The organism is Duganella rhizosphaerae, from assembly GCF_040364205.1.
In the GTDB taxonomy this organism is placed as follows: domain Bacteria; phylum Pseudomonadota; class Gammaproteobacteria; order Burkholderiales; family Burkholderiaceae_D; genus Rugamonas; species Rugamonas rhizosphaerae.
Window position 1 is genome coordinate 321,180 of record NZ_BPWK01000003.1, and the last position, 22,672, is coordinate 343,851.

The following is a 22,672-nucleotide window of genomic DNA, read 5'->3' on the forward strand; positions in this document are numbered from 1 at the left end:
ATTAGTTATGACTGCGCCAGCAAGCTGCGGGCCGCGGACAGCACTTCGGCCACCGACGGCGGCGCGCCGCGATCGCCCAGGTTGATGATGCGCGGCGACCAGTTGCCCTCGGTCTTCCAGCGCGGCGAATCGGCGTAGATCTCCACCGTCGGACGCACGAAGGCAGCGGCGATATGGGTCAATCCCGTATCGACGCCGATCACCAGGCCGGCGTGGCGCGCCAGCAGCATCGCGTCGGCCATCGACAATTTCGGCAGCACGCGCGCGTTCGGCAGGTTTGCGGCCAGCACTTCGGCTTCGGCCTTCTCTTTCGGCGAGCCCCAGGGCAGCAGGATGGGCATGGGCGCCAGTTCGCGGCCCAGCGCTATCCAGTTCTCCGGCGCCCACTTCTTCGGATCGCGCGCGGTGCCGTGGAAGTAGACGGCGTATGGCTCGGCAGGCATCCAGTCCGGACGTGGCTCGCTGGCCGACACTTCCGGCAGGCCGAAATCGGCCGGCGTGTCGACCGCGTAGCCCAGCGCCGCGCCGGCCACCAGGCGGCCGCGCGCCACCGCGTGCGTGCGCGGATCGGTCGGTATGCTCAGGTTGTGGAAGATGCGCGAGATGCCTTCGTAGCCGGAGCCTTCGCTGCCGTTGGCCAGACCGACCTTGCGGCCGCCCTTCACCACCCGGGCCGCGCCCATGATGATGCCGGTCTTGAGCAATCCCTGCGTGTCGAACACATAGTCGTACTGCTGCTGGCGCAGCGTACGGAAAAAGCGCTTGATCTCGGCGCGGGTCTCGGGCTGGCCGAGACTCTTGCGCCAGCGCCGCAGCGCAAACGGAATGATGGTGCGCACGCGGGCGTTGAGCCGCACCAGGCTGACGTAGCCCTCTTCCACCACCCAGTCGATATTCGCGTCCGGGAAATGGCAAGCGATATCGGCCACCATCGGCAGGTTGTGCAGCACGTCGCCCAGCGAGGAGACGCGCACCAGCAAAATGTTCAGCGGCTTGCGGCCGCCCGCTTGCGCCGTCATGCGCTTAGAACGGCAGTTCCGCGTCCGGCTTGGCAGCCAGGATCACGCTCTTGAACTGGCCCTGGATGCGTGCCAGCGCGGCCGGCGTTTCGGCTTCGAAGCGCATCACGATCACCGGCGTGGTGTTGGACGAACGCGCCAGGCCGAAGCCGTCTTCGTATTCCACGCGCAGGCCGTCGATGGTGATGATCTGCACGTTGCCGGGGAACTTGGCGTCGCTGCGCAGCTTGTCCATGACGATGACGTTTTCGCCTTCGCTCAGGTGCAGGTGCAGCTCGGGCGTGCTGTCCGACTGCGGCAGCGAGTTCAACAGCTTGGACGGATCGGCTTCGCGGGTCAGGATTTCCAGCAGGCGGGCGCCGGAGTACAGGCCGTCGTCGAAGCCGTACCAGCGGTCCTTGAAGAAGATATGGCCGCTCATCTCGCCGCCCAGCGGGGCGCCGGTTTCGCGCAGCTTGGCCTTGACCAGCGAGTGGCCGGTCTTGTACATCAGCGGCACGCCGCCGTGCTTGCTGATCCACGGCGCCAGGTGGCGGGTGCACTTGACGTCGTACAGGATCTGCTCGCCCGGATGGCGGCTCAGCACGTCTGCCGCGAACAGCATCATCTGGCGATCCGGGTAGATGATCTGGCCGTCCTTGGTGACCACGCCCAGGCGGTCGCCGTCGCCGTCGAAGGCGATGCCCAGCTCGGCGTCGGTCTCCTGCAGGCAGCGGATCAGGTCTTGCAGGTTTTCCGGATGGGCCGGATCGGGATGGTGGTTGGGGAAATTGCCGTCCACTTCGCAGAACAGTTCGACCACTTCGCAGCCCATGCCGCGGAACAGGTCGCCCGCGAACGCGCCGGCCACGCCGTTGCCGCAGTCCACCGCGATCTTGATCGGCCGCGCCAGCTTGACGTCGCCGATGATGCGCTCCAGGTACTGGGTGCGGATGTCGTGGGTGCTGTAGGCGCCCTTGTTGGCCGCCGACGAACCGTCGTGGTCGACGATGCGCTGGTACAGCGCGGTGATGGCGTCGCCGTGGATCGCCTCGCCGGCCAGCACCATCTTGAAGCCGTTGTAGTCCGGCGGATTGTGGCTGCCGGTCACCATGATGCCGGAGGCGGCGCCCAGCACGTTGGTGCCGAAGTACACCATCGGCGTGGCCACCACGCCCAGGTCGATCACATCCACACCGGCCGCTTGCAGGCCTTCGGCCAGCGCTGCCGTCAGCACAGGGCCGGACAGGCGGCCATCGCGGCCGATCACGACCTTCGTTTCGCCCTTGGCCAGCGCAGCCTGGCCGAAGGCCTGGCCGATCTGCCGCGCGACGCCCGCATCCAGGGTTTTATCGATAATGCCGCGGATGTCGTAAGCCTTGAAGATCGTTTTAGATAAAGAAACCATAGTGTGGAATGTATGCGAGAGGAATGAAAGCGGCTGGACTTGCCAGCCGCAGCTTATCGGAATGCAGGCAGTTTAAACCTTTAAGCCGGCGATGTCTTTACCGGCTTCCAGCCAGTCCTTGACCCATTTCGGCTGGCGGCCGCGGCCGGTCCAGAGTTGCGTGGCGTCGGCCGGATTGCGGTAGCGTGGCGCCACGCTGCCGGTTTTGGCGCGGGTGCCGGCGGCGCCGCCGACCAGGTCTTTCAAGGGCACGCCCACGCTTTGGGCAATGGCCAGTATCTGTTCGCGCGCCTTGGCCAGGTCCTGGCTTTCGCGCTGTTTTAATTCGCGTTTAACTTGCTCTTGCAGATTACGCAAATCGGCGGAGGACATATTCGACAGATCCATTTGGTATTCCTTTTAAGTGAGGTGATATAAAGCCCGGCGGGAATATATTACATCAACATAAAAAAGTCAGGTTTTCTTATGGCGTATCATCCAGCGCGGTGCTTTAAAGCGGACGATACGGACATATATCCAGATGTAACTGCTGATAAACAAAATACAGAAAACCATTAATGCCCAGGTATGGCGCCACAATACCGTGGCCGGTATCACCGCCATCAGCGAAAACAGCCATAAATAAGGCGAGGTCATCGAATTGCGGCGTATCAGCGCGCGCGCTTCTTTGCGGCCGACCGCCCATTGCACGATGCGGCGGAAGATCAGGCTATGCAAATGGATGCCGTCCGGCATGGCCGGAGACTTACCACGGACAAACATGCGGCGATAAACCGAAAATAAGGTTTCAAAGGTCGGATAGATTAACAGCAGCGCCGCGTACCAGGTAGAAACTTGCGGATTGCGCATCACCAGCAGCAATGCCAGTTCGCCCAGCATGAAACCGATAAAATACGCGCCGCCGTCGCCCAGGAAGATCATGCCGACCGGATAATTCCAGATCAGGAAGCCGGCCGTGGCGCCCGCCACCATCAGCGCCGCGATCAGCACGAACATGTCGTTGACCTGCAACGCCACATAGCCCAGCGACAGCAGCATGCAGATGCACACCACGCTGGCCAGGCCGTTGAAACCGTCGATGATATTGACCGCGTTGGCGATGCCGGCCACGGCCAGCACCGTCAGCGGCAAGGTCAGCCACATATATTGCAGCGGCCAGGCGGAAAACGCCCAGTCGATGCGGTCGACGCGGGCGTCGAGCAGGAAATAGCCGAGCGCGGCGGCGGCCATGGTCAGCACCAGGCGGCGCGTAGCGCTGACGCGGCCGGTGTAATCCTCGACGATGCCGCCGACAAACGCCACGGCGGAACAGGCCAATAGCGACATCAGCCAATGCGTCATGGCCGGCACCCGCCAAATGGAAATGAAGGAACTCAGCGCCACCGATAAGAATATCGATAAGCCGCCAATACGGGCGACATGGTGGGCATGCACTTTCTGTACGCCCATGAAATCGGAATCGAGCGCAGGACCGTGCAATCTCGCTTCTTTAATCACTAGCAGGGTTAGCAGCGCGGAAGCGACAAAGCTCAGTAAAAAGGAAAACATATTTTTCTATACAAAATTACCGGATGCGCTAACCGATAAGGATGGACTACACGCTAACTCGCGATTGTACCGGATTAAGCGGGCAGGTCCTGAATTGACGGCCGGTAATAGCCGCGCGGCGTCGAACATTAGACAGTTTTGCAACGTCAGGCGCGAAAAGACATGCCGGCGCGCTGCCGGGGCGCGTCGGCATGATAGCAGCAGTGTATGGCGAGGGTGAAAACGCTTACCAAACGATACAACTCGCCAGACCGCTCAGCGCATGCACAGGTGCAAGGCTTCTTTCCAGTCCGGCAAGTGGCAGAAGCGCGCCATCAGGCGCTCGGACGACAGCACCGAGTACTGCGGGCGTTTGGCCGGCACCGGATACTCGGCGCTGGTGATCGGCAGCACGCGGCACTCCAGCCCCGCCGCCTCGACGATGGCCTGGGTGAACTCGAACCAGGTGGTCTGGCCCTGCGCGCTCAGGTGATACACGCCGCTGTTCTGCACCCACCATTCGCGCCCGCCCGCGTGGGCTTGCGACAGCACCAGCGCGCTGGTGTCGGCGATGGTGCGGCTCCAGGTCGGCGCCCCGTGCTGGTCGGCCACCACGCGCAGCTCGTCGCGTTCCTTGGCCAGGCGCAGCATGGTCAACAGGAAGTTCTTGCCGCGCATGCCGTACACCCAGCTGGTGCGGAAGATCAGGTGCGGTATGCCGGCCGCGGCGATGGCTCGCTCGCCGGCCAGCTTGCTGGCGCCGTAGACGTTGAGCGGGCCGGTGGCGTCGTCCTCCACCCGCGCCGACGGCGCGCTGCCGTCGAACACGTAGTCGGTCGAGTAGTGCACCATGGCCGCGCCCAGCAGTTTGGCTTCCTGCGCCATCAGGCCCGGCGCTTCGGCGTTGACGCGGTGCGCCAGTTCCGGCTCGCTCTCGGCCTTGTCGACCGCCGTGTAGGCGGCCGGGTTGACGATCAGCCCCGGCTTTTCGCGGCGGATCACGTCGCGCACCTGGTCCAGGTCGGACAGGTCCATCACGCCGCGGTCCACCGCCACCACCTCGCCTATGCCTTGCAGGCTGCGCTCCAGTTCATACCCCACCTGGCCGCTACTGCCGGTCAGCAGGATTTTCATGCGAACACCTCGGCGTCGGCCAGCAGCACGGCGGCCTGGTCCTTGCCGGACAGCAGCGGCGCCCCCGCCCCATCCAGCGCCGGCCACGCGATGCCGATGGCCGGGTCGTTCCACAGCACCGAGCGCTCGTGCTCGGGCGCCCAGTAGTCGGTGGTCTTGTAGAGGAACTCGGCGGCGTCGCTGGTGACCACGAAGCCGTGCGCGAAGCCGGGCGGTATCCACAGCTGCTTCTTGTTCTCGGCCGACAGTTCGATGCCGTACCACTGGCCGAAGGTGGCCGAGCTCTTGCGCAGGTCCACGGCGACGTCGAACACGCTGCCGGCGGTGGCGCGCACCAGCTTGCCCTGCGCCTGCTGGATCTGGTAGTGCAGGCCGCGCAGCACGCCCTTGGCCGAGCGCGAATGGTTGTCCTGCACGAAGGGCAAGGTGACGCCGGTCAGCTCGGCGAAACGGCGGGCGTTGAAACTCTCGTAGAAGAAGCCGCGGTCGTCGCCGAACACGCGCGGCTCCAGCACCAGCAAGCCTTCCAGTGGCGTCGTGATGACATTCATCGTGGCACGACCTTGTCTTCGAGGATCTGCAACAGGTACTGGCCGTAGTTGTTTTTCTTCAGCGGCTCGGCCAGCTTGCGCAGCTGGGCGGCGTCGATATAGCCCTTGCGGTAGGCGATCTCTTCCGGGCAAGCCACTTTCAGGCCCTGGCGTTTTTCGATGGTGGCGATGAATTGCGACGCATCGAGCAGCGACTCGTGGGTGCCGGTGTCCAGCCAGGCCATGCCGCGCCCCATCACCTCGACGTTGAGCTGCTGCTTTTCCAGGTAGATGCGGTTGACGTCGGTAATTTCCAGCTCGCCGCGCGCGGACGGCTTGATGCTGGCGGCGATGTCGCACACCTGCTTGTCGTAGAAATACAGGCCGGTGACGGCGTAGTTCGATTTCGGCTTGAGCGGCTTTTCCTCGATCGACACGGCGCTGCGGTCGGCGTCGAACTCGACCACGCCATAGCGTTCCGGATCCTGCACGTGGTAGGCGAACACGGTGGCGCCGTCGGTCTGCTCGGTGGCGTGGCGCAGCAAGGCGTCGAGGTCGTTGCCGTAGTAGATGTTATCGCCCAGGATCAGCGCGGACGGCGAGTCGCCGACGAATTCCCTGCCGATGATGAAGGCTTGCGCCAGGCCGTCCGGCGAAGGCTGGACCGCGTAGCTGATGCTGATGCCCCACTGGCTGCCGTCGCCCAGCAAGTCCTGGAAGCGCGGCGTGTCCTGCGGCGTCGAGATCAGCAGGATCTCGGTCATGCCGGCCAACATCAGCACCGTCAGCGGATGGTAGATCATCGGCTTGTCGTAGATCGGCAGCAGCTGCTTGGAGACGCTCATCGTCACCGGATACAGGCGGGTGCCGGAGCCGCCCGCCAGGATGATGCCTTTGCGGTTAGGTATGCTCATTGCTGGCCTTCGCGGTTAAAGTAATTGGTTTCCACCCACTTGGCGTAGCTGCCCGACTGCACGTCGGCCACCCAGGCCTGGTGGTCCAGGTACCACTGCACGGTCTTGGCGATGCCGGTCTCGAAGGTCTCGGCCGGTTTCCATCCCAGCTCGCGCTCCAGCTTGCGGGCGTCGATGGCGTAGCGGCGGTCGTGGCCGGGGCGGTCCTTGACGTAGGTGATTTGCGCGCGGTAGCTGGCGCCGTCCGCTTTCGGTTTGAGGCGGTCGAGCATGTCGCACAGCGTGTGCACCACGTCCAGGTTGGCCATCTCGTTCCAGCCGCCGACGTTGTAGGTCTCGCCCAGGCGCCCCGCCGCCAGCACGCGGCGGATCGCCGCGCAGTGGTCGCTGACGTACAGCCAGTCGCGCACCTGCTGGCCGTCGCCGTAGATCGGCAGCGGCTTGCCGGCCTGCGCGTTGGCGATGATCAGCGGGATCAGTTTTTCCGGGAAGTGATACGGCCCGTAGTTGTTGGAGCAGTTGGTGGTCACCGTCGGCAGGCCGTAGGTGTGGTGGTAGGAGCGCACCAGATGGTCGGAGGCGGCCTTCGACGCCGAGTACGGGCTGTTCGGCGCGAACGCGGTGGTTTCGCTGAACGGCGCATCGTCCGGGCCCAGCGTGCCATAGACTTCGTCGGTGGACACGTGCAGGAAGCGGAAGGCGGCCTTCTCGTCGTCCGGCAGCGCCGACCAGTAGGCGCGCGCCGCCTCGAGCAGGCTGAAGGTGCCGTTGATGTTGGTGTTGATGAACTCGCCCGGTCCGAGGATGGAGCGGTCCACATGGCTCTCGGCGGCGAAGTGCACCACCGCGCGCGGCTTGTGCTGCTGGAACAAGGCCAGCACTTGCGCCTGGTCGCAGATATCGCCGCGCACGAAGGTGTGGCGCGCGTCCTGCTTCAGCGACGCCAGATTGTTCAGATTGCCTGCGTAGGTCAGCTTATCGTAGTTGATAACAGGCTCGTCCGACTGAGCCAGCCAGTCGAGTACAAAATTCGAGCCGATGAAACCCGCACCACCCGTCACAAAAATCATTTAGTATCCCGCTGCAAGAGTCAAAGTAGTCGCAAGCATGATTTTATGTGAAACTGCCCTGCTACCGGGCAAAAATCGACACCTCGCGCTCTGATTTCAGGGTATTTCAGATTCCAAAGCAACGAACCACAGAGCATCCATATGAAAACCTATGTAATCGGGGATTTGCAGGGCTGCCACGAGCAGACCTTGTTGCTGCTGGAGCGCGTCCGCGAACATGCCGGTGAGGACGAGCCCGTCATCCTGTTTGCTGGCGACCTGATCAATCGCGGCCCGGATTCGCTGGCCACGCTGCGCCATGTGCGCGCGCTGGCGATGGGCAGCGGCGGCCGCATCGATAGCGTGCTCGGCAATCACGACCTGCACTTGCTGGCGGTGGCCTACGGCATCCGGCCGGAGCACAAGTCCGATACGCTGGCCGAGATCCTGCACGCGCCCGACAGGGACGAGCTGATCGATTGGCTGCGGCGCCGTCCGCTGGCCATCCACACCCAGGGCCATGTGCTGGTGCACGCCGGCCTGCTGCCGCAATGGACGGCGGCGCAGGCGATGGCCTTGGCCGGCGAAGTGCAGCAGATGCTGCGCGGCGCCGGCATGGAGGAATTCCTGGCCGAGATGTACGGCAACCTGCCCGACCAGTGGAGCGACGAGCTGCAGGGCGCGGACCGGCTGCGCTGCATCATCAACGCGATGACGCGGCTGCGCTTCTGCGATGCCGACGGCGTGATGGATTTCAAGATGAAGGAAAGCGGCACGGCCGAGCCGGGCTCGGGCCTGATGCCGTGGTTCGAGGTGCCGGGCCGGCGCAGCCGCAAGGAGACGGTGGTGTTCGGCCACTGGTCGGCGCTGGGGCTGGTGCTGAAGCCGCATTTGATCGGGCTCGACAGCGGCTGCGTGTGGGGCGGCCAGCTGAGCGCCGTGTGCCTGGAAGACCGCAGCCTGCTGCAAGTGCAGTGCCCGGAGTTCCAGCAACACGGCGGCAAGAAATAACCCGCGAGCCTGGGGTCTGGGGAGGGCTGCGCCCGCATCTCGCAGTGCGAGATGCCCCCGTACGGGGTCAGACCCCGCCTAGCCGTGTGGGGTTGCCGTCACGCCCAGCGCGGCGGCGACGGCCTGGTGCGTGGCCTCGGCCAGCTCGCGCCGGTGCGCGCCGATGCTGTCGATCGCCGGCAAGATCGTCAAGCGCGCCTTCACCGGCGGCCCATCCAGGATCAGCATGATGCTCTCGGCGAAGGTGGTCTCACCGATGAAATCCACCGACGGATGCGAAGCGCCCGACGGCTCGCGGTAGGACAAGGCGATCGCCTGCACCGGCACCTTGGCGTCGATCGCCGCCTCGAACAGATTGGCGTGGAAGGGCAGCAGGCTGCCCTGCGCCGCCGTGGTCCCTTCCGGGAAGAAGGCCACGCGCTCGCCGCGCTCCAGGCTGTGCACCAGTCCCTTGAAGATGTGCCGCAAGTCGCGCCGGTTGCCGCGCGCGATGAACACCGTGCCGGCCTTCTCCGCCAGCCAGCCGGCCAGCGGCCACGAACGGATCTCGGCCTTGGCCACGAAATGGCTCGGATGCAGGCTGTGGATGACGAAGATGTCCAGCCACGACACGTGGTTGGCCACCACCATCGCCCGCTCCAGCAGGGGCACGCCGGCGCTCTGCTCCACCGTCACATTGCACATCGCCAGCAGCCGGGTCGACCAGCGGCGGATGTGGCCGTTACGCTTTTCCTGCCCGATCCAGGGGAACACCGTCGCACAGATCGTCATCCCGACCAGCACATGCAGAAACACCCGCACCAGGCGGAAGATCATCGTCAGCTTCATGCAAACCGATCAGCTGCGTTGGTAGGCGACGTGACCTGCCACGATGGTGGTGCGGACCTGCCCGGCCAGGTTGTAGCCGATGAAGGGCGTGTGCTTGCCCTGGCTGGCCAGCGCCGATGCTTCCACGGTCCAGCGCGCCTCAGGATCGAACAGGCAGACGTCGGCCGAAGCGCCGACCGACAGGGTGCCGGCGTCCAGCCCGGCCACGCGGGCCGCGTCGGAGGTGATGCGCGCCAGCGCGCGCGCCAGCGGCCGCACCGACCCGGTGTCCTGGGTGGCGGCGTAGTCGTCGGCCCATTTCAGCGCCAGCGACAGCAGCAGTTCCAGCCCGGTGGCGCCGGGCGAGGCTTCGCCGAACGGCAGCAGTTTCTCGTCGTCGTCGACCGGCGTGTGGTCCGAGCACAGCGCGTCGACCGTGCCGTCCAGCAGGCCGAGGCGGATGGCGTCGCGGTCGCGCTGGCTGCGGAACGGCGGCGTCACGCGCGCGTTCGAATCGAAGAAGCCGATGTCGGCGTCGGTCAGGTGGATGTGGTGGGCGCCGACGTCGCAGGTGACGGGCAAGCCTTCCTTCTTGGCGCTGCGCACCAGCTCCAGGCCGGCCGCCGACGACATGCGGCACAGGTGCACGCGGGCGCCGGTGGAACGCATCAGTTCAAAAATCGTGTGCAGCGCGATGGTTTCCGACATCACCGGCACGCCGGACAAGCCCAGGCGCGAAGCCAGCGGGCCGCTGGCCGCGATGCCGCCGCGGCCGATGTGCGCATCCTGCGGACGCAGCCACACGGTGTAGTTGAAGGTCTTGGCGTACTGCATGGCGCGCAGCAGCACATTGGTGTCCTCGATCGGCTCTTCCGCCTGCGCGAAGCCGATGCAGCCCGCTTCGGTCAGCTCGGCCATCTCGGTCAGCGCCTTGCCCTTGAGGCCGACGGTCAGCGCGCCCAGCGGGTGCACATTGGCCTGGTTCAGCGTCTTGGCGCGGTGCTTGAGCATCTCGACCAGGCCCGGCTCGTCGAGCACCGGATCGGTGTCGGGCGGGCAGATCAGGCTGGTCACGCCGCCTTGCATGGCGGCCTGCATTTCCGATTCCAGCGTGGCCTTGTATTCGTAGCCCGGTTCGCGCAGGCGCGCCGACAGGTCGACGAAGCCGGGCGAGACGATCAGGCCGCTGGCGTCGATGGTCCGGTCGGCGGTGAAGCCAGTGGGAGCCGCGCCCACCGCCAGCACTTTGCCGTCGGCGATGTAGAGGTCGTTCTTGCTGTCGATGCCGTTGGCCGGATCGATCAGGTGGCCGTTTTTAATGTGTAGTTTCATGCCTGCGCTCATCCCTGCGTCCCCGCCACTATGCTCATTACCGCCATCCGTACTGCGATCCCGAAAGTTACCTGCGGCAGTATCACCGCCTGCGGGCCGTCCGCCACCGCCGAGTCGATCTCGACGCCGCGGTTCATCGGTCCCGGGTGCATGACGATCGCGTCCGGCTTGGCCAGCGCCAGGCGTTCCGGCGTCAGGCCGTAGCTCTTGAAGTATTCCTGCGCCGACGGCAGCAGCGCGCCGCTCATGCGCTCGTTCTGCAGGCGCAGCATGATGATCACGTCGACGCCCTTCAAGCCCTCTTCCATATTGGTGAAGGTGCGCACGCCCATCTGCTCCAGGCCGCCCGGCAGCAGCGTGTGCGGGCCGATGGCGCGCACTTCCGGCACGCCCAAGGTGGTCAGCGCGTGGATGTCGGAACGGGCCACGCGGCTGTGCAGGATGTCGCCGACGATGGCCACCGTCAGGTTGGTGAAGTCCTTCTTGTAGTGACGGATGGTGTACATGTCCAGCAAGCCTTGCGTCGGGTGCGCGTGGCGGCCGTCGCCGGCGTTGACCACGTGCACGTGCGACTGTTTGGTGTCGTGCAGGTGCTTGGCGATCAGGTAGGGCGCGCCCGACTGCGCGTGGCGCACCACGAACATGTCGGCGTGCATGGCCGACAGGTTGTCGATGGTGTCGAGCAGCGATTCGCCCTTGCTGGCGGACGAGGCCTGGATGTTCAGGTTGATCACGTCGGCCGACAGGCGCTTCGAGGCGATCTCGAAGGTGGTGCGGGTGCGCGTGGAGTTCTCGAAGAACAGGTTGAACACCGACTTGCCGCGCATCAGCGGGACCTTCTTGACGTCGCGGTCGGAGATGCCGACGAACGACGAGGCGGTATCCAGGATGTGGTTGACGATGGACTTCGGCAGTCCCTCGATCGACAGCAAGTGCTGGAGCTCGCCGTGTTTGTTCAGTTGCGGATTAAGCATGGTCTTATTTTATGGTTAGCGTGAATTGTCCATCGTCGGCGCGCGACAGCACCAGCGCCTGCCCTTGCGGCACCTGCACGTGGGCGGCAACGAAATCGGCCGCCACCGGCAGCTGGCGCTCGCCGCGGTCGACCAGCGCGGCCAGCATGATGCGCGCCGGGCGGCCGTAGTCGAACAGCTCGTTGATCGCGGCGCGGGTGGTGCGGCCGGTGTACAGCACGTCGTCCACCAGCAGGATGTTGGCAGCCGCCACGTCGAAACTGATATGAGTAGGCTTGACGTCGGCCGGCAAGCCCTTCTTGGCGTAATCGTCGCGGTAGAAGGACACGTCCAGTACGCCGCAGCGGGCGGACAGGCCGAGGTCGGCCGCCAGGCGTTCGGCGATCCAGGCGCCGCCGGAGTGGATGCCGACGATGGCGACATCGGCCACGCCGGCCAGGCCGGCTTTGACGTCGGCCAGCAGGGTCGCGTACAGCGCTTCGGCGTCGAGTTGGTTGGGGTTCAGTGTGGACATGGGAGTTAGTGGGTGTCGAAATATTGTTGCAGGATGATGGCGGCGGCGCGGTCGTCGATGACTTCGCCGCGCTTGGCGGAAATCACGGCCGAGGAATAGCGCTCGTCGACCAGCTCCACCGGCAGGCTGAAGCGGCCGTGCAACTGGTTGGCGAACTTGCGCGCGCGCGCGGTCATCTCGTGCTCGGCGCCGTCGGGATGCATGGGCAGGCCGACCACCAGCCGCGCCGGTTTCCACTCGTCCAGCAGCGCCTGGATGTCGGCAAAGCGGGTGGCGTTGTCGATGGCGCTGATCACCTTGACCGGCTCGGCCTGGCGGATCATCGTATTGCCCATGGCCACACCGATGCGTTTGACGCCGAAATCGAAAGCGAAGATGGTCTCTATCGTCATTTAAGCGTGACCCGCCTCGGAGGCCAGCATCAGCGGATCGATGCCCAGCAGGCGCATCGCGGCCGTGTAGCGCTCTTCAATAGGCAGGTTGAACAGGATCTCCGGATCGGCGCCCACGGTCAGCCAGCCGTTGCGGCTGATCTCGTCTTCCAGCTGCCCCGGGCTCCAGCCCGAATAGCCGATCGACACCAGCATGCGCGGCGGACCGTCGCCGGCGGCCACGGCCTCGAGCACGTCGATCGAGGTGGTGAAGGCGACGTCCTCGGTCACCGTCAGCGACGACGAATAGCGCTGGCCCGGCGTGTGCAGCACGAAGCCGCGGTCGTCCTGGACCGGGCCGCCGAACATGATCGGGGCGTCGACGTCGACGCCGGACTCCAGCTTGAGGTCGATGCGCTCGAACAGCACCTCCATCGTCATGTCGGTGGGTTTGTTGATGACCACGCCCAGCACGCCGTTTTCATTGTGCTCGCACACGTACACGACGGTGCCGCCAAAGACCGGATCCTGCATGGAAGGCATTGCAATCAGGAAATGATTTGCCAGGTTCAGCGTCGCCGCCATACCGCTTCCAGCGGATTCCAACGGATCGCCGGCTTCCTGCAACAGGCCGGGTACATGGAGAGTTTTGCCGATTTTGCTTTTCTTCATATGCGTGTTCTTTCTGTGCTGCTGACAATTACTGTAGTATTCGCGCGGCTAGCAACTCTGTCTAAACGATAGTTTACACTGAATTGCGGATGCGGCCATGATTGAGTTCCCCCACCCGATTGACACAGCCCCAATGAAACTGAATTCCTCCCTGGTCTGGCTGCGCCGCGATTTGCGCGTTTTCGACCATGTCGCCCTGCACCAGGCCCTGCAAGACAGCGAGCGCGTGTATTGCGTTTTTGTCTACGACACCACCATCCTGGCCGGCTTGCCGCGCCGCGACCGGCGGGTCGACTTCATCCACGCCAGCATCGCCGAAGTGGCGGCCGAACTGCAACAGCTGGGCGGCCACCTGATCGTGCGTCACGCCGATCCGGCCGCCGCCATCCCGGCCCTGGCCGCCGAACTGGGCGTGGACGCCGTGTACTGCAACCACGACTACGAACCGCAAGCCATCGAGCGCGACGCCGCCGTGGCGCAGGCGCTCCATGCCGACGGCCGCCGGTTCTTCAGCTACAAAGACCAGGTGATCTTTGAAAAGAGCGAAGTGCTGTCGCAGACCGGCGGCGTGTTCTCGGTGTTTACGCCCTACAAGAACGCCTGGCTGAAGAAGCTGGAGGCGGACCCGTCGGTGCTGGCGCCCCACCACATCGAACCGCATGCGGCGCGGCTGGCGCCGCCGCCCGGCCAGGCTCAGCCTCTGCCGACGCTGGCCGAGCTCGGCTTCGAGCCCAGCAACCTGGCCGACATGAAGATCCCCACCGGCATGTCGGGCGCGGCGCAACTGTGGGAAGATTTCCTGCCGCGCATCGCCAGCTACAAGGATGCACGCGACTACCCGGCCGTGAAGGGACCGTCCTATCTGTCCATCCATTTCCGCTTCGGCACGCTGTCGGTGCGGCACCTGGTGCGCACCGTGGTCGACCTGATGGCGCGCGGCGCCGGTGGCGAAGGCGCGCCGGTGTGGCTGGCGGAATTGATCTGGCGCGAGTTCTACGCCATGATCCTGTTCCACAACCCGCACGTGGTGGGCGGCGCCTACAAGCCGGCCTACGACGCCATCGAGTGGGAAACCGGCCCGCAAGCCGACCAACTGTTCGCCGCCTGGTGCGACGGCCGCACCGGCTACCCGCTGGTGGACGCCGCCATGGCCCAGCTGAACCAGACCGGCTATATGCACAACCGCCTGCGCATGGTGACGGCCTGCTTCCTGATCAAGGACCTGGGCATAGACTGGCGGCGCGGCGAGGAATATTTCGCGCTGCACCTGAACGACTTCGACCTGGCCTCCAACAACGGCGGCTGGCAATGGGCGTCGTCGTCGGGCTGCGACGCCCAGCCCTACTTCCGCATCTTCAATCCGATCACGCAATCGGAAAAATTCGACAGCACGGGCAAGTTCATCCGCCGCTACCTGCCGCAGCTGAAGGATTTAAGCGACAAGGAAATCCACGCGCCGTGGCTGGTGCCGCGCATGCTGCCGCTGGACTATCCCGATCCCATCGTCATGCACGACGAGGCGCGCAAACGCACGCTGGAGCGCTACGCGGTGGTGAAAAAACCGGACTAGCGCATTTGTGAGCGATTTGTGGGACGCTCCAAACGACACTGGGAACACCAGGACTGCTGCAAACAGGCCTGACGTCATCATTCCCACTGTCCACAGGAGTTCCCATGTTGCAAGTACCAACCGCCCCAACCCCGCTGCTTGGTTCCGTCGTCTGCACGCCTGCCGTGGCCGCCATCGGCGACAGCGTCTGCGTCGAAGTCAAGGCGCCGAACGGCCAGTCCTACGATAACAACGAAAGCGGCAACATCTGCATCAACGGCGTGCCCGGCTCCAGGCAGTACCTGGTGTGGAACCGCGCCGGCAAAAAGACCATCAACGTCACCGCCGGCAAGCGCGGCGCCATCGAGAAGCTGAAGGCCGAAGTCCAGATCAACGCCCCCGCCGACGGCAAGCAGCCGCCGATGCTGACGGTGCGCAGCGCGCCGCATAATCCGACCGCGATGATACTGACGGTGCAAAACGCGCCCGAGCGCCGCACCCAGGGCACGCCGCGTCCGCGCATCGAGATCAAGCCACGCAACCCATCCGCGCCAGCCACGCCGGCCGTGCCGGTCGGCCCCATCGTGCCCCGCAAAACGGCGATGAGCGCGCACACCATCACCGCGCGCGACGCCGCCAGCCATCCGATCCTGCTGCCGACCACGCAACCGCGCCTGGCCATCAACGCCGGCGGCGGCGCCACCGCCGCCGTCTACAACTGGCAGCTGGGCGCGGTCGCCCTGGGCAGCACGCATCCCACCCTGCAGCACGATTTCGCCGCCCAGCTCAACCCCAACCGGCCGCACACGGTATTCCACGTGCAGGTGACCGTGCAGCAGCCGGGCGGCGCCCCGCGCGTGATCCAGCGCAGCGTCAGCGTGGCCAATCCCTACTTCCTGGCGCGCCAGCGCGGCGTGTTGCAGCCGCCGGTGGACAGCAGCGACTTCAGCGCGCAGTTCGTCGACGGCAGCTTCCGCGCCAGCTTCGTGGTGCGCAATCCCGAAGCGAACAACCTGACGCTGAGCAGCATGCAGCTGGAGCTGGCCTATGAAGACGGCCCGCGCGAATTCGAGCTGCGCCCCGCCGTCGCCAGCGCCATCGTGCTCAAGGCCCAGGCCAGCACCCGCATCGACGTCGCGATCCCGAAAGCGCAGCTGCCGCAACAGGCCGTCGCCTTCAGCGTGCACTACAAGGGCACGGCGCCGAACGGCCTGCCCGTGCGCGTCAGCGCCCACTTCGACCTGCCCCAGCACATGAGCAAGAAGCTGCTGGTCAACGCCAACGCGCAGACCCTGCTGACCGACCTGGCCAGCCGCCAGCTGGTCGCCAATCCCGGCTTGATCACGCTGGATGAAGTGGCGCGCCTGGGCAGCTACGGCATGCTGCCGGCCGCCACCTCGTCGGCGCTGCAAGTCGAGATGGGCCGCGTGCCCGCCGCGCTGGCAAGCGCGCTGCAGCCGGTGCACGCGCTGACCGCGATGGACGTGCACGAGGCGCCGCCATTCCCGGTCGAGGACCAGGAATGCAATCCATGGAACCTGCCGGACCACATCCCCGACGGCATGTTCTGCATGCCGACCCAGGAAAAACGCTGGATGCAGATGCGGCCGCGCTTCATGAACGCCAAGAAGGGCGACTTGATCCTCAACCCCAGCAACGGCAGCCTGATCTCCGCCGTGCTGCAGACCGTGACGCCGCCGCAGCGCTATTCGCACTCCGGCATCATGACCCGCAACCACGACGAGATCACCCACTCCACCGCCTCGGAAGACCGCCTGATCGAATTCATCGACGGCGACGGCGCCCGTCCCGACGTGCTCAAATACATGTGGCCGGGCGTGGTGACGCAGACCGTCGAACACGCGGTCGACGGCGAGGACATGATCGATCCCGAGACCGGCACCAAGCACACGATCGCCGGCTTCGCCACCATCGAATCGAAGATGGACCTGGGCGGCGTGGCGCCGGAGATCGTGCCGGCTATGGTGGTCAAGCCCGATCCGCTGAAGGAAACGCTGGAGATCCGCCAGACGCTGCACGGCATCGCCGATTTCGCCGCCCAGCAGGCCGGCAAGAGCCACTACCGCTTCTTCTGCTACACCAATCCCGCCCTCGGCCTGACCGACAAGGCGCCGGCCAGCGCCAAGTGGGCCGCCAACACCTTCCCCACCGTGTGCTCGTCGCTGCTGTGGATGTCGATCCGCCAGTCCGGCGTGCCGATGGAGGGCGGCATGCTGGAACAGAGCGACCTCGCCACCGGCGCGCAAATCGTGCCGTCGACGCCGGACGGCCTGTACGTCTACCAGTCCGACGAGCGCATCGCCGCCGGCGAGGTGCTGTATTCGAAGATCCACGAAATGGTGCTGGAGAGCGCGGGCTGGTTCGGCAACGCGCTGACCGACGCCGCCGACGATACCGCCAACCAGATGCTCAACGCCTTCGCCTCCGACTGGGTCGACAACGGCTCCAAGGACTCCGACGCCTGGCGCCAGACCGGCGACGCCAACGCCGTCAGCCCCGCCAACCTGTGCTTCTTCGACGCGCCGCTGTACGGCTACTGCGAACCGCTGATCTACCGGCCGGCGCGTTTCGAGGAAGTGACCATCTACAAATGGAAAAAAGTGGCGCAGACCGGCGCGCTGCACGGCGTGGTGCATTTCGAAGGCAAGCCGGCGGCCGGCGTCAGCGTGCAGATCTCGCAGAACCAGTTCACCCACACCGCGGCCGACGGCAGCTTCACGCTGACCGGCGTGCCGGTGGGCAGTGTGCTGGTCACCGCCGACAAACAGGCGCTGCACGGCGAGGCATCGGTGACGGTGGCGGCGAACCAGACGGCCAGCGTGACGGTGGACCTGAAGCAGCCCTCGCACCTGTTCCGCCGCCTGACCATCGATGGCTGGATGGCGACCACCGACTATGAATTCGCCGCCGCGGCCTATCCGCACAGCGTCGGCGATTTCTACAACCTCGCCGAGCTCAGTCCCTCGTCCACCACCCACGTGGTCAAGGTGTTCGACCAGGTGGCCGACGATGCGATGGGCCGCCTGATCCTGACGCTGGACCTGCTGGCCAACGACGTTATCCAGGTCAAGGCCACGCTGCGCTGCTACGGCGAAGGCTATGCCGACGGCGACAACTACCAGGAGGGCCACCTGGCGCCGTTCACCATCGGGCCGAACAAGAGCGGCACCTGGTGGATGTTCGTCGACGGCGACAACTACGCCGAGGCGCACTTCACGCTGAGCAACAAGGTCGATCCGGTCTGACCCCGCACTGCGGCCCGAAGGGGTCTGACCCGTACGGGTCAGACCCCAGCCTCTCCGGGGTAGCAACACGAAAGTTGTCGAAATAAAAGATTTGTTCTTTTCACAATCAGAATTAAACTAGTGGTTCCCGCGCAGTCCGCTTCCAGGAACCGCCATCATGGCTTCACTTGCCAAGACCTCCCGTCCCGTCGCCCGTCTGATCGGCCGCCACAGCGCCGTGCAGGCCATGCTCGACACCCCCGCCACGCTGACCTGGATCGCCGCGCCGGCCGGTTCCGGCAAGACCAGCCTGGGGCTGGAATTCTGCCAGGCCGCCGGCCCCACCGTTGCGTGGCTGCGACTGGACGAGGCGGACATCGACCCGGCCAGCTTCCTGCTCTACTTCGAACAGGCGATCGCCAACGGCGGCGTGGCGCCGGGCTGGCAACCGCCGCCGCTGCTGCGCGAACACCTGCCGGCGCTGCACGGCTACTTGCGGCTGTACGTGCGCGCGCTGGGCGCGGCGCTGGCGCCGGCCAGCTGCATCGTGCTGGACGACGCCCACCGCTGCCAGGACGCGCCCTTCTTCCGCCAGTTCCTCGAAACGCTGGCCACCGAACTGCCGCCGGCCAGCAAGGTCGTGGTGCTGAGCCGCGCGCTGCCACCGGCCGCCTGCGCGCGCCTGCTGGCGCACGGCGACATGCATGAACTGGACGGCGCGGCGCTGGCCTTCAGCCGCGACGAAACCGAAATCCTGCTCAACGTGCTGGGCATCGTCCACGCCGACAGCGTGGCCGACAGCGTCTACAACTTCACGCGCGGCTGGGCCGCCGGCATCGCGCTGGTGGCCTCGTGGCTCAAGCGCCGCCCCGGCGCCGCGCTGGCCGCCGAGGACGTGCTGTCGGAAGCGATGGTGGGCTACCTGGCCGAGGAAGTGTTCAACGCCTACAGCGACGAGGAACGCGCCACGCTGCTGGCGGTGTGCTGGCTGCCGCACTTCAGCGGCGCCTGGGCGGCGGCCTTGTCCGGCGCGCCGCACGCGGCCGACATCGTGGCCCGCCTGGCGGCGCAGGGAGCGCTGATCTACGAATACCCCGGCCGCCAGTACGCGCTGCATCCGCTGTTCCAGGGCTTCCTGCGCAAATGGGCCGCCACCCGCATCGACGACGCGCAGCGCCGCGCATGGATCGCCGGCTGCGTCGACACCCTGCTGGCCGACGGCAGCGGCGACACCGCCATCAAGCTGGCACTGGAATTCGGCATGCCCGAACGCGCGGCCGGCCTGATCGAATCGCGCGCCGAAGCGATGCTGGCCAGCGCCCGCCACACCACGCTGGCGCGCTGGATCGACGCCCTGCCCGAAGCCCAGCGCAGCCCGTGGCACTACTACTGGCTGGGCCTGGCCGTGTTCATGAGCGACACCGCGCGCGCCCGCGCCGCGCTGCTCAAGGCGCTGCAAGCGTTCACGCAACAGAACCGGCCGATGCACCGCTTCCTGGCGCTGAGCGCCATCATCAGCTCCTACTTTTTCGACGGCGCCGCCGAACAACCGCTGCGCGCCTTCCTGCAACAGCACGTGGACCCGTCGGAAGACTACGACCAGTTGCCGGACCCCGGCCTGAAAGCCCACCTGACGCACAGCATGTGGAGCGGCTTGTTCATGACCGATCCCGGCCACCAGGACATCGACCTGTGGGAGCGGCGCGCGCTGGACGTGCTGCGCCAGCCGGCCGATCCCACGCTGAAAGTGCGGCTGGGCGCGATGCTGGGCCAGCACTACTACCAGTCCGGCCGCTATGCCGCCGTGCGTTCGGTGCGCGTGCTGCTGGACGCGCTGCCGGAAGCGGCCGCGCTGCCGCCGTACGCGCGCTACCTGTCGCACCTGGTGCAGCTGTACGATGCGCTGGCCGCCATGGACCATGGCCGCGTCGACGCCGTCTTCGCCGCCTGTCGCGCCAGTTCGGAAAGCAGCGGCATCCGCATCATGGACGCGCACTACTTGCTGCTGTACGCGGCCGCCTGTCTGCTGCGCGGAGAACTCGACAAGGCCGCCGCCGCCACCGCCGACGTGGCGGCGCAAACGCCGCCGCAGCATCACAACCTGGTGGCCCATCTCCAGCTGACCCAGACCTGGCTGGCCAGCTGCCGCGGCGACGGCCACGGCGCGCTGGCGCATGCCCGCCTGGCGCATGAAGCGGCGCTGCGCTTCGGCAGCGTGCCTTACGAAATCTACGCGCAGGCGGCCAGCTGCGTCGCCTACACCTTGCTGGACCGCGAGCGCTGCGCCACAGAAACCGTCGTGCTGCGCCAGCATGCCCGCGACTACAGCTCACCGCTGGCGGCAACCTGGGCCGACCTGCTCGAGGCGTGGCTGTTCATCACCGGCGCCGACGGCAACGCCCAAGCACTGCCGCAACTGCAACGCGCGCACCCGGCGCAGCTGCTGCTGGCGCAGGACAAACTGCGCCGCGCGCTGAACCACATCGCCTCGCAGGGCGGCGGCTACCTGACCTTCGCCACGCCGCACATCCTGCAACCGCTGTGCGCGCACGCGCTGGCGGCCGGCATCATCCCCGGCGCGGCCAATATGCTGGTGCGCGCCTGGCGCCTGGCGCCGCCGGAAGACGCCGGCGACAACTGGCCGTGGCCGGTGCAGGTGCGCAGCTTCGGCGGCTTCGAACTGCGCATCGCCGGCGAGCCATTGCGCTCGCAAGGCAAATCCAAGCACCGTCAGCTCGACATCCTGAAGCTGATCGCGGCCCACGCGCCATCCAGCATATCGCTGGAGCGCGCCGCCGAGCTGCTATGGCCGGACGCCGACGGCGACACCGCGCGCCACGCACTGGAGACCACGCTGTCCCGTTTGCGGGCGACGGTGGGCGCGGGCTGCATCGTCCTGGAACAGGGCACGCTGTCACTGGCGCCGCAGCAGTGCTGGAGCGATACCGCGGCGCTGGAACGGCTGCTACCACGCCTGCAAGCGCTGACGCAGGAATGGGCCGCCGCCGGCGACGCCGCCCCGGCATCGCACGAAGCCGCGCTGCTGGCAACGGCCGCGCAGGTACTGTCGCTGTATCGGGGAGAATTGCTGGTCGGGGAAAGCGCGCCGTGGCTGCTGGCGCGGCGCGAACTATGGCGCGGCAAACTGGCGCGCGCGCTGGGCGACGCCGGACGCCAGCTGGCCCGTGCCGGCAATACGGCCGCCGCCACGCAATTGCTGGAGCGGGCGCTGGAGGCCGACCAGTACTGCAAGGCGCTGAGCGTGGACCTGATGCGCATCCATCTGGACAACGCGGCATTCGAAGCGGGACTGTCGGTCTACCGCCGCTATCAACGCATGGCATTGAGCGCGCTGGGCGCGCCGGTGGCGCCGGAAATCGAAGCGCTGGCGCAGCAGCTGCTGGCCGGCGCCGCGCAATCCGGCCCCGCCCACTTTGCGGGCAAGGCCGGACCGACGCGAACTACATGATGTACTTCAGGTGCTGGGCAGGGATGCCCATGGCCTTGGCCAGTTCGGGATTGGCGCGCATCTGCTGCTCCACGCCCTCCATCGCCGGCACCTCGTGCACATCCAGCCGCACGTTATGCGCTTCGGCCGCGCCGGCTTCGGTGCGGCGCGTGACTTTCTGCATGTCCGGCGACAGGCGCAGCACCACGCCGCCGTGATCGCGGGTGGCGTTGAGCAGCGTGCCGTGTTCGTCGCTGTGCACGGTCAGGCCGGCAAAGCCGGCTTCACGCAGCAGCGCGCAGATGTCGTTGACCAGTTTTTGATCCTTATCCATTTTCATTTTCCTTTTAAGCTAAGAGCAGGCCGAGCGACGCATCGCTGCTGGCGTTTTGTACGAAGGCGCCAGCGGCTTTTTTACCATCGCCGGGCAAGAAGTAAATCTTGGAGAACTTGACGTTGGCGATCGCCGCCGTCAGTTGCGGCAGCAGGTTCTGCACCTCCTTGCGCACCGCCGGCATGGCGGCCTTCAACGCGTCGGAAGCGGGGCCGGCGCAGAACGGCGAGCCGCCTTCGAACGAGAACCAGGTGCCGTCGACCGTCACGTGCAGGTGCTTCTGGCTGTCGAGGAAGACGAACAGGAACACCGAGATGGTGCCGTCGATATCGCTGCAGAACCACGGCGTCTCGATATGGAAATCGAAATTGACCTTGGCTAGCATGTCGAAAGGCTTGTGCGCGGCCGGCGACTGGATAAAGTAAGGGACGCTGATCCACGGCGTGCCCTGCACGCGCAGGCCGCTGGTGAGCGAGGCGCCGGCGCCGATCAACTGCTTGGCGACCATGCCGACGTTGGCGTTGGTGTTAATCAGCTTGCCGAGATCGACCACGTTCTCGCCGTTGGGACGGTGGACGACGAACACGCCGCTGCCGGGAGGCGATTCGGTGAACAGTTGATCCGCTGCGCTCACGGCGTTCTGGCCGACAAAGACGCCGTTGAAGAACCCTTGTATGAATGAGTATGTGCTGGTGACTGACATGATGCTTTCTTCCTGTAGATAAAGCGCCGCCGATGGAATATCGGTGACCGCTGGAAGAACGTTAATCTTGTCCGCCCCACAAATGACTTGCAAATGCCGGCTAGCCAAACGGCAAGCTCGCGCCGCCCCGTCAGAAAGCGGAGGTAGACTAT

20 protein-coding genes are annotated in these 22,672 nt (G+C 65.8%); 4 read left to right on the forward strand and 16 right to left on the reverse strand.

Features of this window, described 5'->3' with window-relative positions:
* Positions 1–5: 5 nt before the first annotated feature.
* From waaC to rfbB, 8 genes are all read right to left on the reverse strand, one after another.
* The gene (gene waaC / locus RUGAMON1_RS08715) at positions 6–1,019 is read right to left on the reverse strand and encodes a lipopolysaccharide heptosyltransferase I (RefSeq protein ID WP_445230132.1); all 1,014 of its coding nucleotides are present in this window, start codon (positions 1,017–1,019) and stop codon (positions 6–8) included.
* A gap of 4 nt (positions 1,020–1,023) precedes the next feature.
* A complete protein-coding gene (locus RUGAMON1_RS08720; RefSeq protein WP_445230133.1) occupies positions 1,024–2,406 on the reverse strand; it encodes a phosphomannomutase/phosphoglucomutase in 1,383 nt (460 codons plus the stop codon).
* A 72-nt stretch (positions 2,407–2,478) separates the two neighbouring features.
* Entirely contained in the window at positions 2,479–2,793 is a 315-nt protein-coding gene (locus RUGAMON1_RS08725; RefSeq protein ID WP_116991590.1) for an H-NS histone family protein, read from the reverse strand.
* A 66-nt stretch (positions 2,794–2,859) separates the two neighbouring features.
* Positions 2,860–3,954, reverse strand: a complete 1,095-nt coding sequence (locus RUGAMON1_RS08730) for an MraY family glycosyltransferase (protein ID WP_445230134.1) — start codon at positions 3,952–3,954, stop codon at positions 2,860–2,862.
* A gap of 255 nt (positions 3,955–4,209) precedes the next feature.
* Entirely contained in the window at positions 4,210–5,067 is an 858-nt protein-coding gene (gene rfbD / locus RUGAMON1_RS08735) for a dTDP-4-dehydrorhamnose reductase (RefSeq protein WP_445230135.1), read from the reverse strand.
* Positions 5,064–5,618: a dTDP-4-dehydrorhamnose 3,5-epimerase gene (gene rfbC / locus RUGAMON1_RS08740; RefSeq protein WP_445230136.1), complete on the reverse strand. Its 555-nt coding sequence runs from the start codon at positions 5,616–5,618 to the stop codon at positions 5,064–5,066. Before rfbC ends, rfbD begins: the two co-directional genes overlap by 4 nt.
* A complete protein-coding gene (gene rfbA / locus RUGAMON1_RS08745) occupies positions 5,615–6,511 on the reverse strand; it encodes a glucose-1-phosphate thymidylyltransferase RfbA (protein WP_445230137.1) in 897 nt (298 codons plus the stop codon). Before rfbA ends, rfbC begins: the two co-directional genes overlap by 4 nt.
* Positions 6,508–7,581 carry a dTDP-glucose 4,6-dehydratase gene (gene rfbB / locus RUGAMON1_RS08750; RefSeq protein WP_445230138.1) on the reverse strand — a complete coding sequence of 358 codons (1,074 nt, stop codon included), beginning with the start codon at positions 7,579–7,581 and terminating at the stop codon, positions 6,508–6,510. Before rfbB ends, rfbA begins: the two co-directional genes overlap by 4 nt.
* Before the next feature lie 141 nt (positions 7,582–7,722).
* On the opposite strand from rfbB, the gene RUGAMON1_RS08755 reads away from it, so the two are divergent.
* A complete protein-coding gene (locus tag RUGAMON1_RS08755) occupies positions 7,723–8,571 on the forward strand; it encodes a symmetrical bis(5'-nucleosyl)-tetraphosphatase (protein ID WP_445230139.1) in 849 nt (282 codons plus the stop codon).
* 78 nt (positions 8,572–8,649) lie between these two features.
* Here the strand turns inward: RUGAMON1_RS08755 and RUGAMON1_RS08760 are convergent, their stop codons facing one another.
* Genes RUGAMON1_RS08760 through RUGAMON1_RS08785 form a run of 6 tightly spaced genes read right to left on the reverse strand, consistent with a single transcriptional unit; the run spans position 8,650 to position 13,241 of the window.
* Entirely contained in the window at positions 8,650–9,399 is a 750-nt protein-coding gene (locus RUGAMON1_RS08760) for a lysophospholipid acyltransferase family protein (RefSeq protein WP_445230140.1), read from the reverse strand.
* 9 nt (positions 9,400–9,408) lie between these two features.
* Positions 9,409–10,710, reverse strand: coding sequence for a dihydroorotase (locus tag RUGAMON1_RS08765; protein ID WP_445230141.1), 1,302 nt, complete (start codon positions 10,708–10,710; stop codon positions 9,409–9,411).
* 8 nt (positions 10,711–10,718) lie between these two features.
* Positions 10,719–11,684, reverse strand: coding sequence for an aspartate carbamoyltransferase catalytic subunit (locus tag RUGAMON1_RS08770; protein ID WP_008452016.1), 966 nt, complete (start codon positions 11,682–11,684; stop codon positions 10,719–10,721).
* Between the two features lie 4 nt (positions 11,685–11,688).
* The gene (pyrR, locus tag RUGAMON1_RS08775; RefSeq protein ID WP_445230142.1) at positions 11,689–12,198 is read right to left on the reverse strand and encodes a bifunctional pyr operon transcriptional regulator/uracil phosphoribosyltransferase PyrR; all 510 of its coding nucleotides are present in this window, start codon (positions 12,196–12,198) and stop codon (positions 11,689–11,691) included.
* A gap of 5 nt (positions 12,199–12,203) precedes the next feature.
* A complete protein-coding gene (ruvX, locus tag RUGAMON1_RS08780) occupies positions 12,204–12,590 on the reverse strand; it encodes a Holliday junction resolvase RuvX (protein ID WP_116991599.1) in 387 nt (128 codons plus the stop codon).
* Entirely contained in the window at positions 12,591–13,241 is a 651-nt protein-coding gene (locus tag RUGAMON1_RS08785) for a YqgE/AlgH family protein (RefSeq protein ID WP_445230143.1), read from the reverse strand.
* A 133-nt stretch (positions 13,242–13,374) separates the two neighbouring features.
* Between RUGAMON1_RS08785 and RUGAMON1_RS08790 the strand changes: the two genes are divergently transcribed.
* The 3 genes from RUGAMON1_RS08790 to RUGAMON1_RS08800 all read left to right on the forward strand — a co-directional run bounded on the left by RUGAMON1_RS08790 (position 13,375) and on the right by RUGAMON1_RS08800 (position 21,504).
* Positions 13,375–14,811, forward strand: a complete 1,437-nt coding sequence (locus RUGAMON1_RS08790) for a cryptochrome/photolyase family protein (protein WP_445230144.1) — start codon at positions 13,375–13,377, stop codon at positions 14,809–14,811.
* A 104-nt stretch (positions 14,812–14,915) separates the two neighbouring features.
* A complete protein-coding gene (locus tag RUGAMON1_RS08795) occupies positions 14,916–18,056 on the forward strand; it encodes a carboxypeptidase-like regulatory domain-containing protein (RefSeq protein ID WP_445230145.1) in 3,141 nt (1,046 codons plus the stop codon).
* A gap of 157 nt (positions 18,057–18,213) precedes the next feature.
* On the forward strand, positions 18,214–21,504 hold the full coding sequence (locus RUGAMON1_RS08800; RefSeq protein WP_445230146.1) for an AfsR/SARP family transcriptional regulator: 3,291 nt from the start codon (positions 18,214–18,216) through the stop codon (positions 21,502–21,504).
* On the opposite strand, the gene RUGAMON1_RS08805 is transcribed toward RUGAMON1_RS08800, so the two are convergent.
* The gene (locus tag RUGAMON1_RS08805; RefSeq protein ID WP_445230147.1) at positions 21,497–21,817 is read right to left on the reverse strand and encodes a hypothetical protein; all 321 of its coding nucleotides are present in this window, start codon (positions 21,815–21,817) and stop codon (positions 21,497–21,499) included. The two genes, RUGAMON1_RS08800 and RUGAMON1_RS08805, sit on opposite strands and share 8 nt — an antisense overlap.
* 13 nt (positions 21,818–21,830) lie before the next feature.
* Positions 21,831–22,520 (reverse strand): hypothetical protein, encoded by a 690-nt coding sequence (locus RUGAMON1_RS08810; protein WP_445230148.1) that lies wholly within the window; start codon positions 22,518–22,520, stop codon positions 21,831–21,833.
* Positions 22,521–22,672 lie beyond the last annotated feature (152 nt).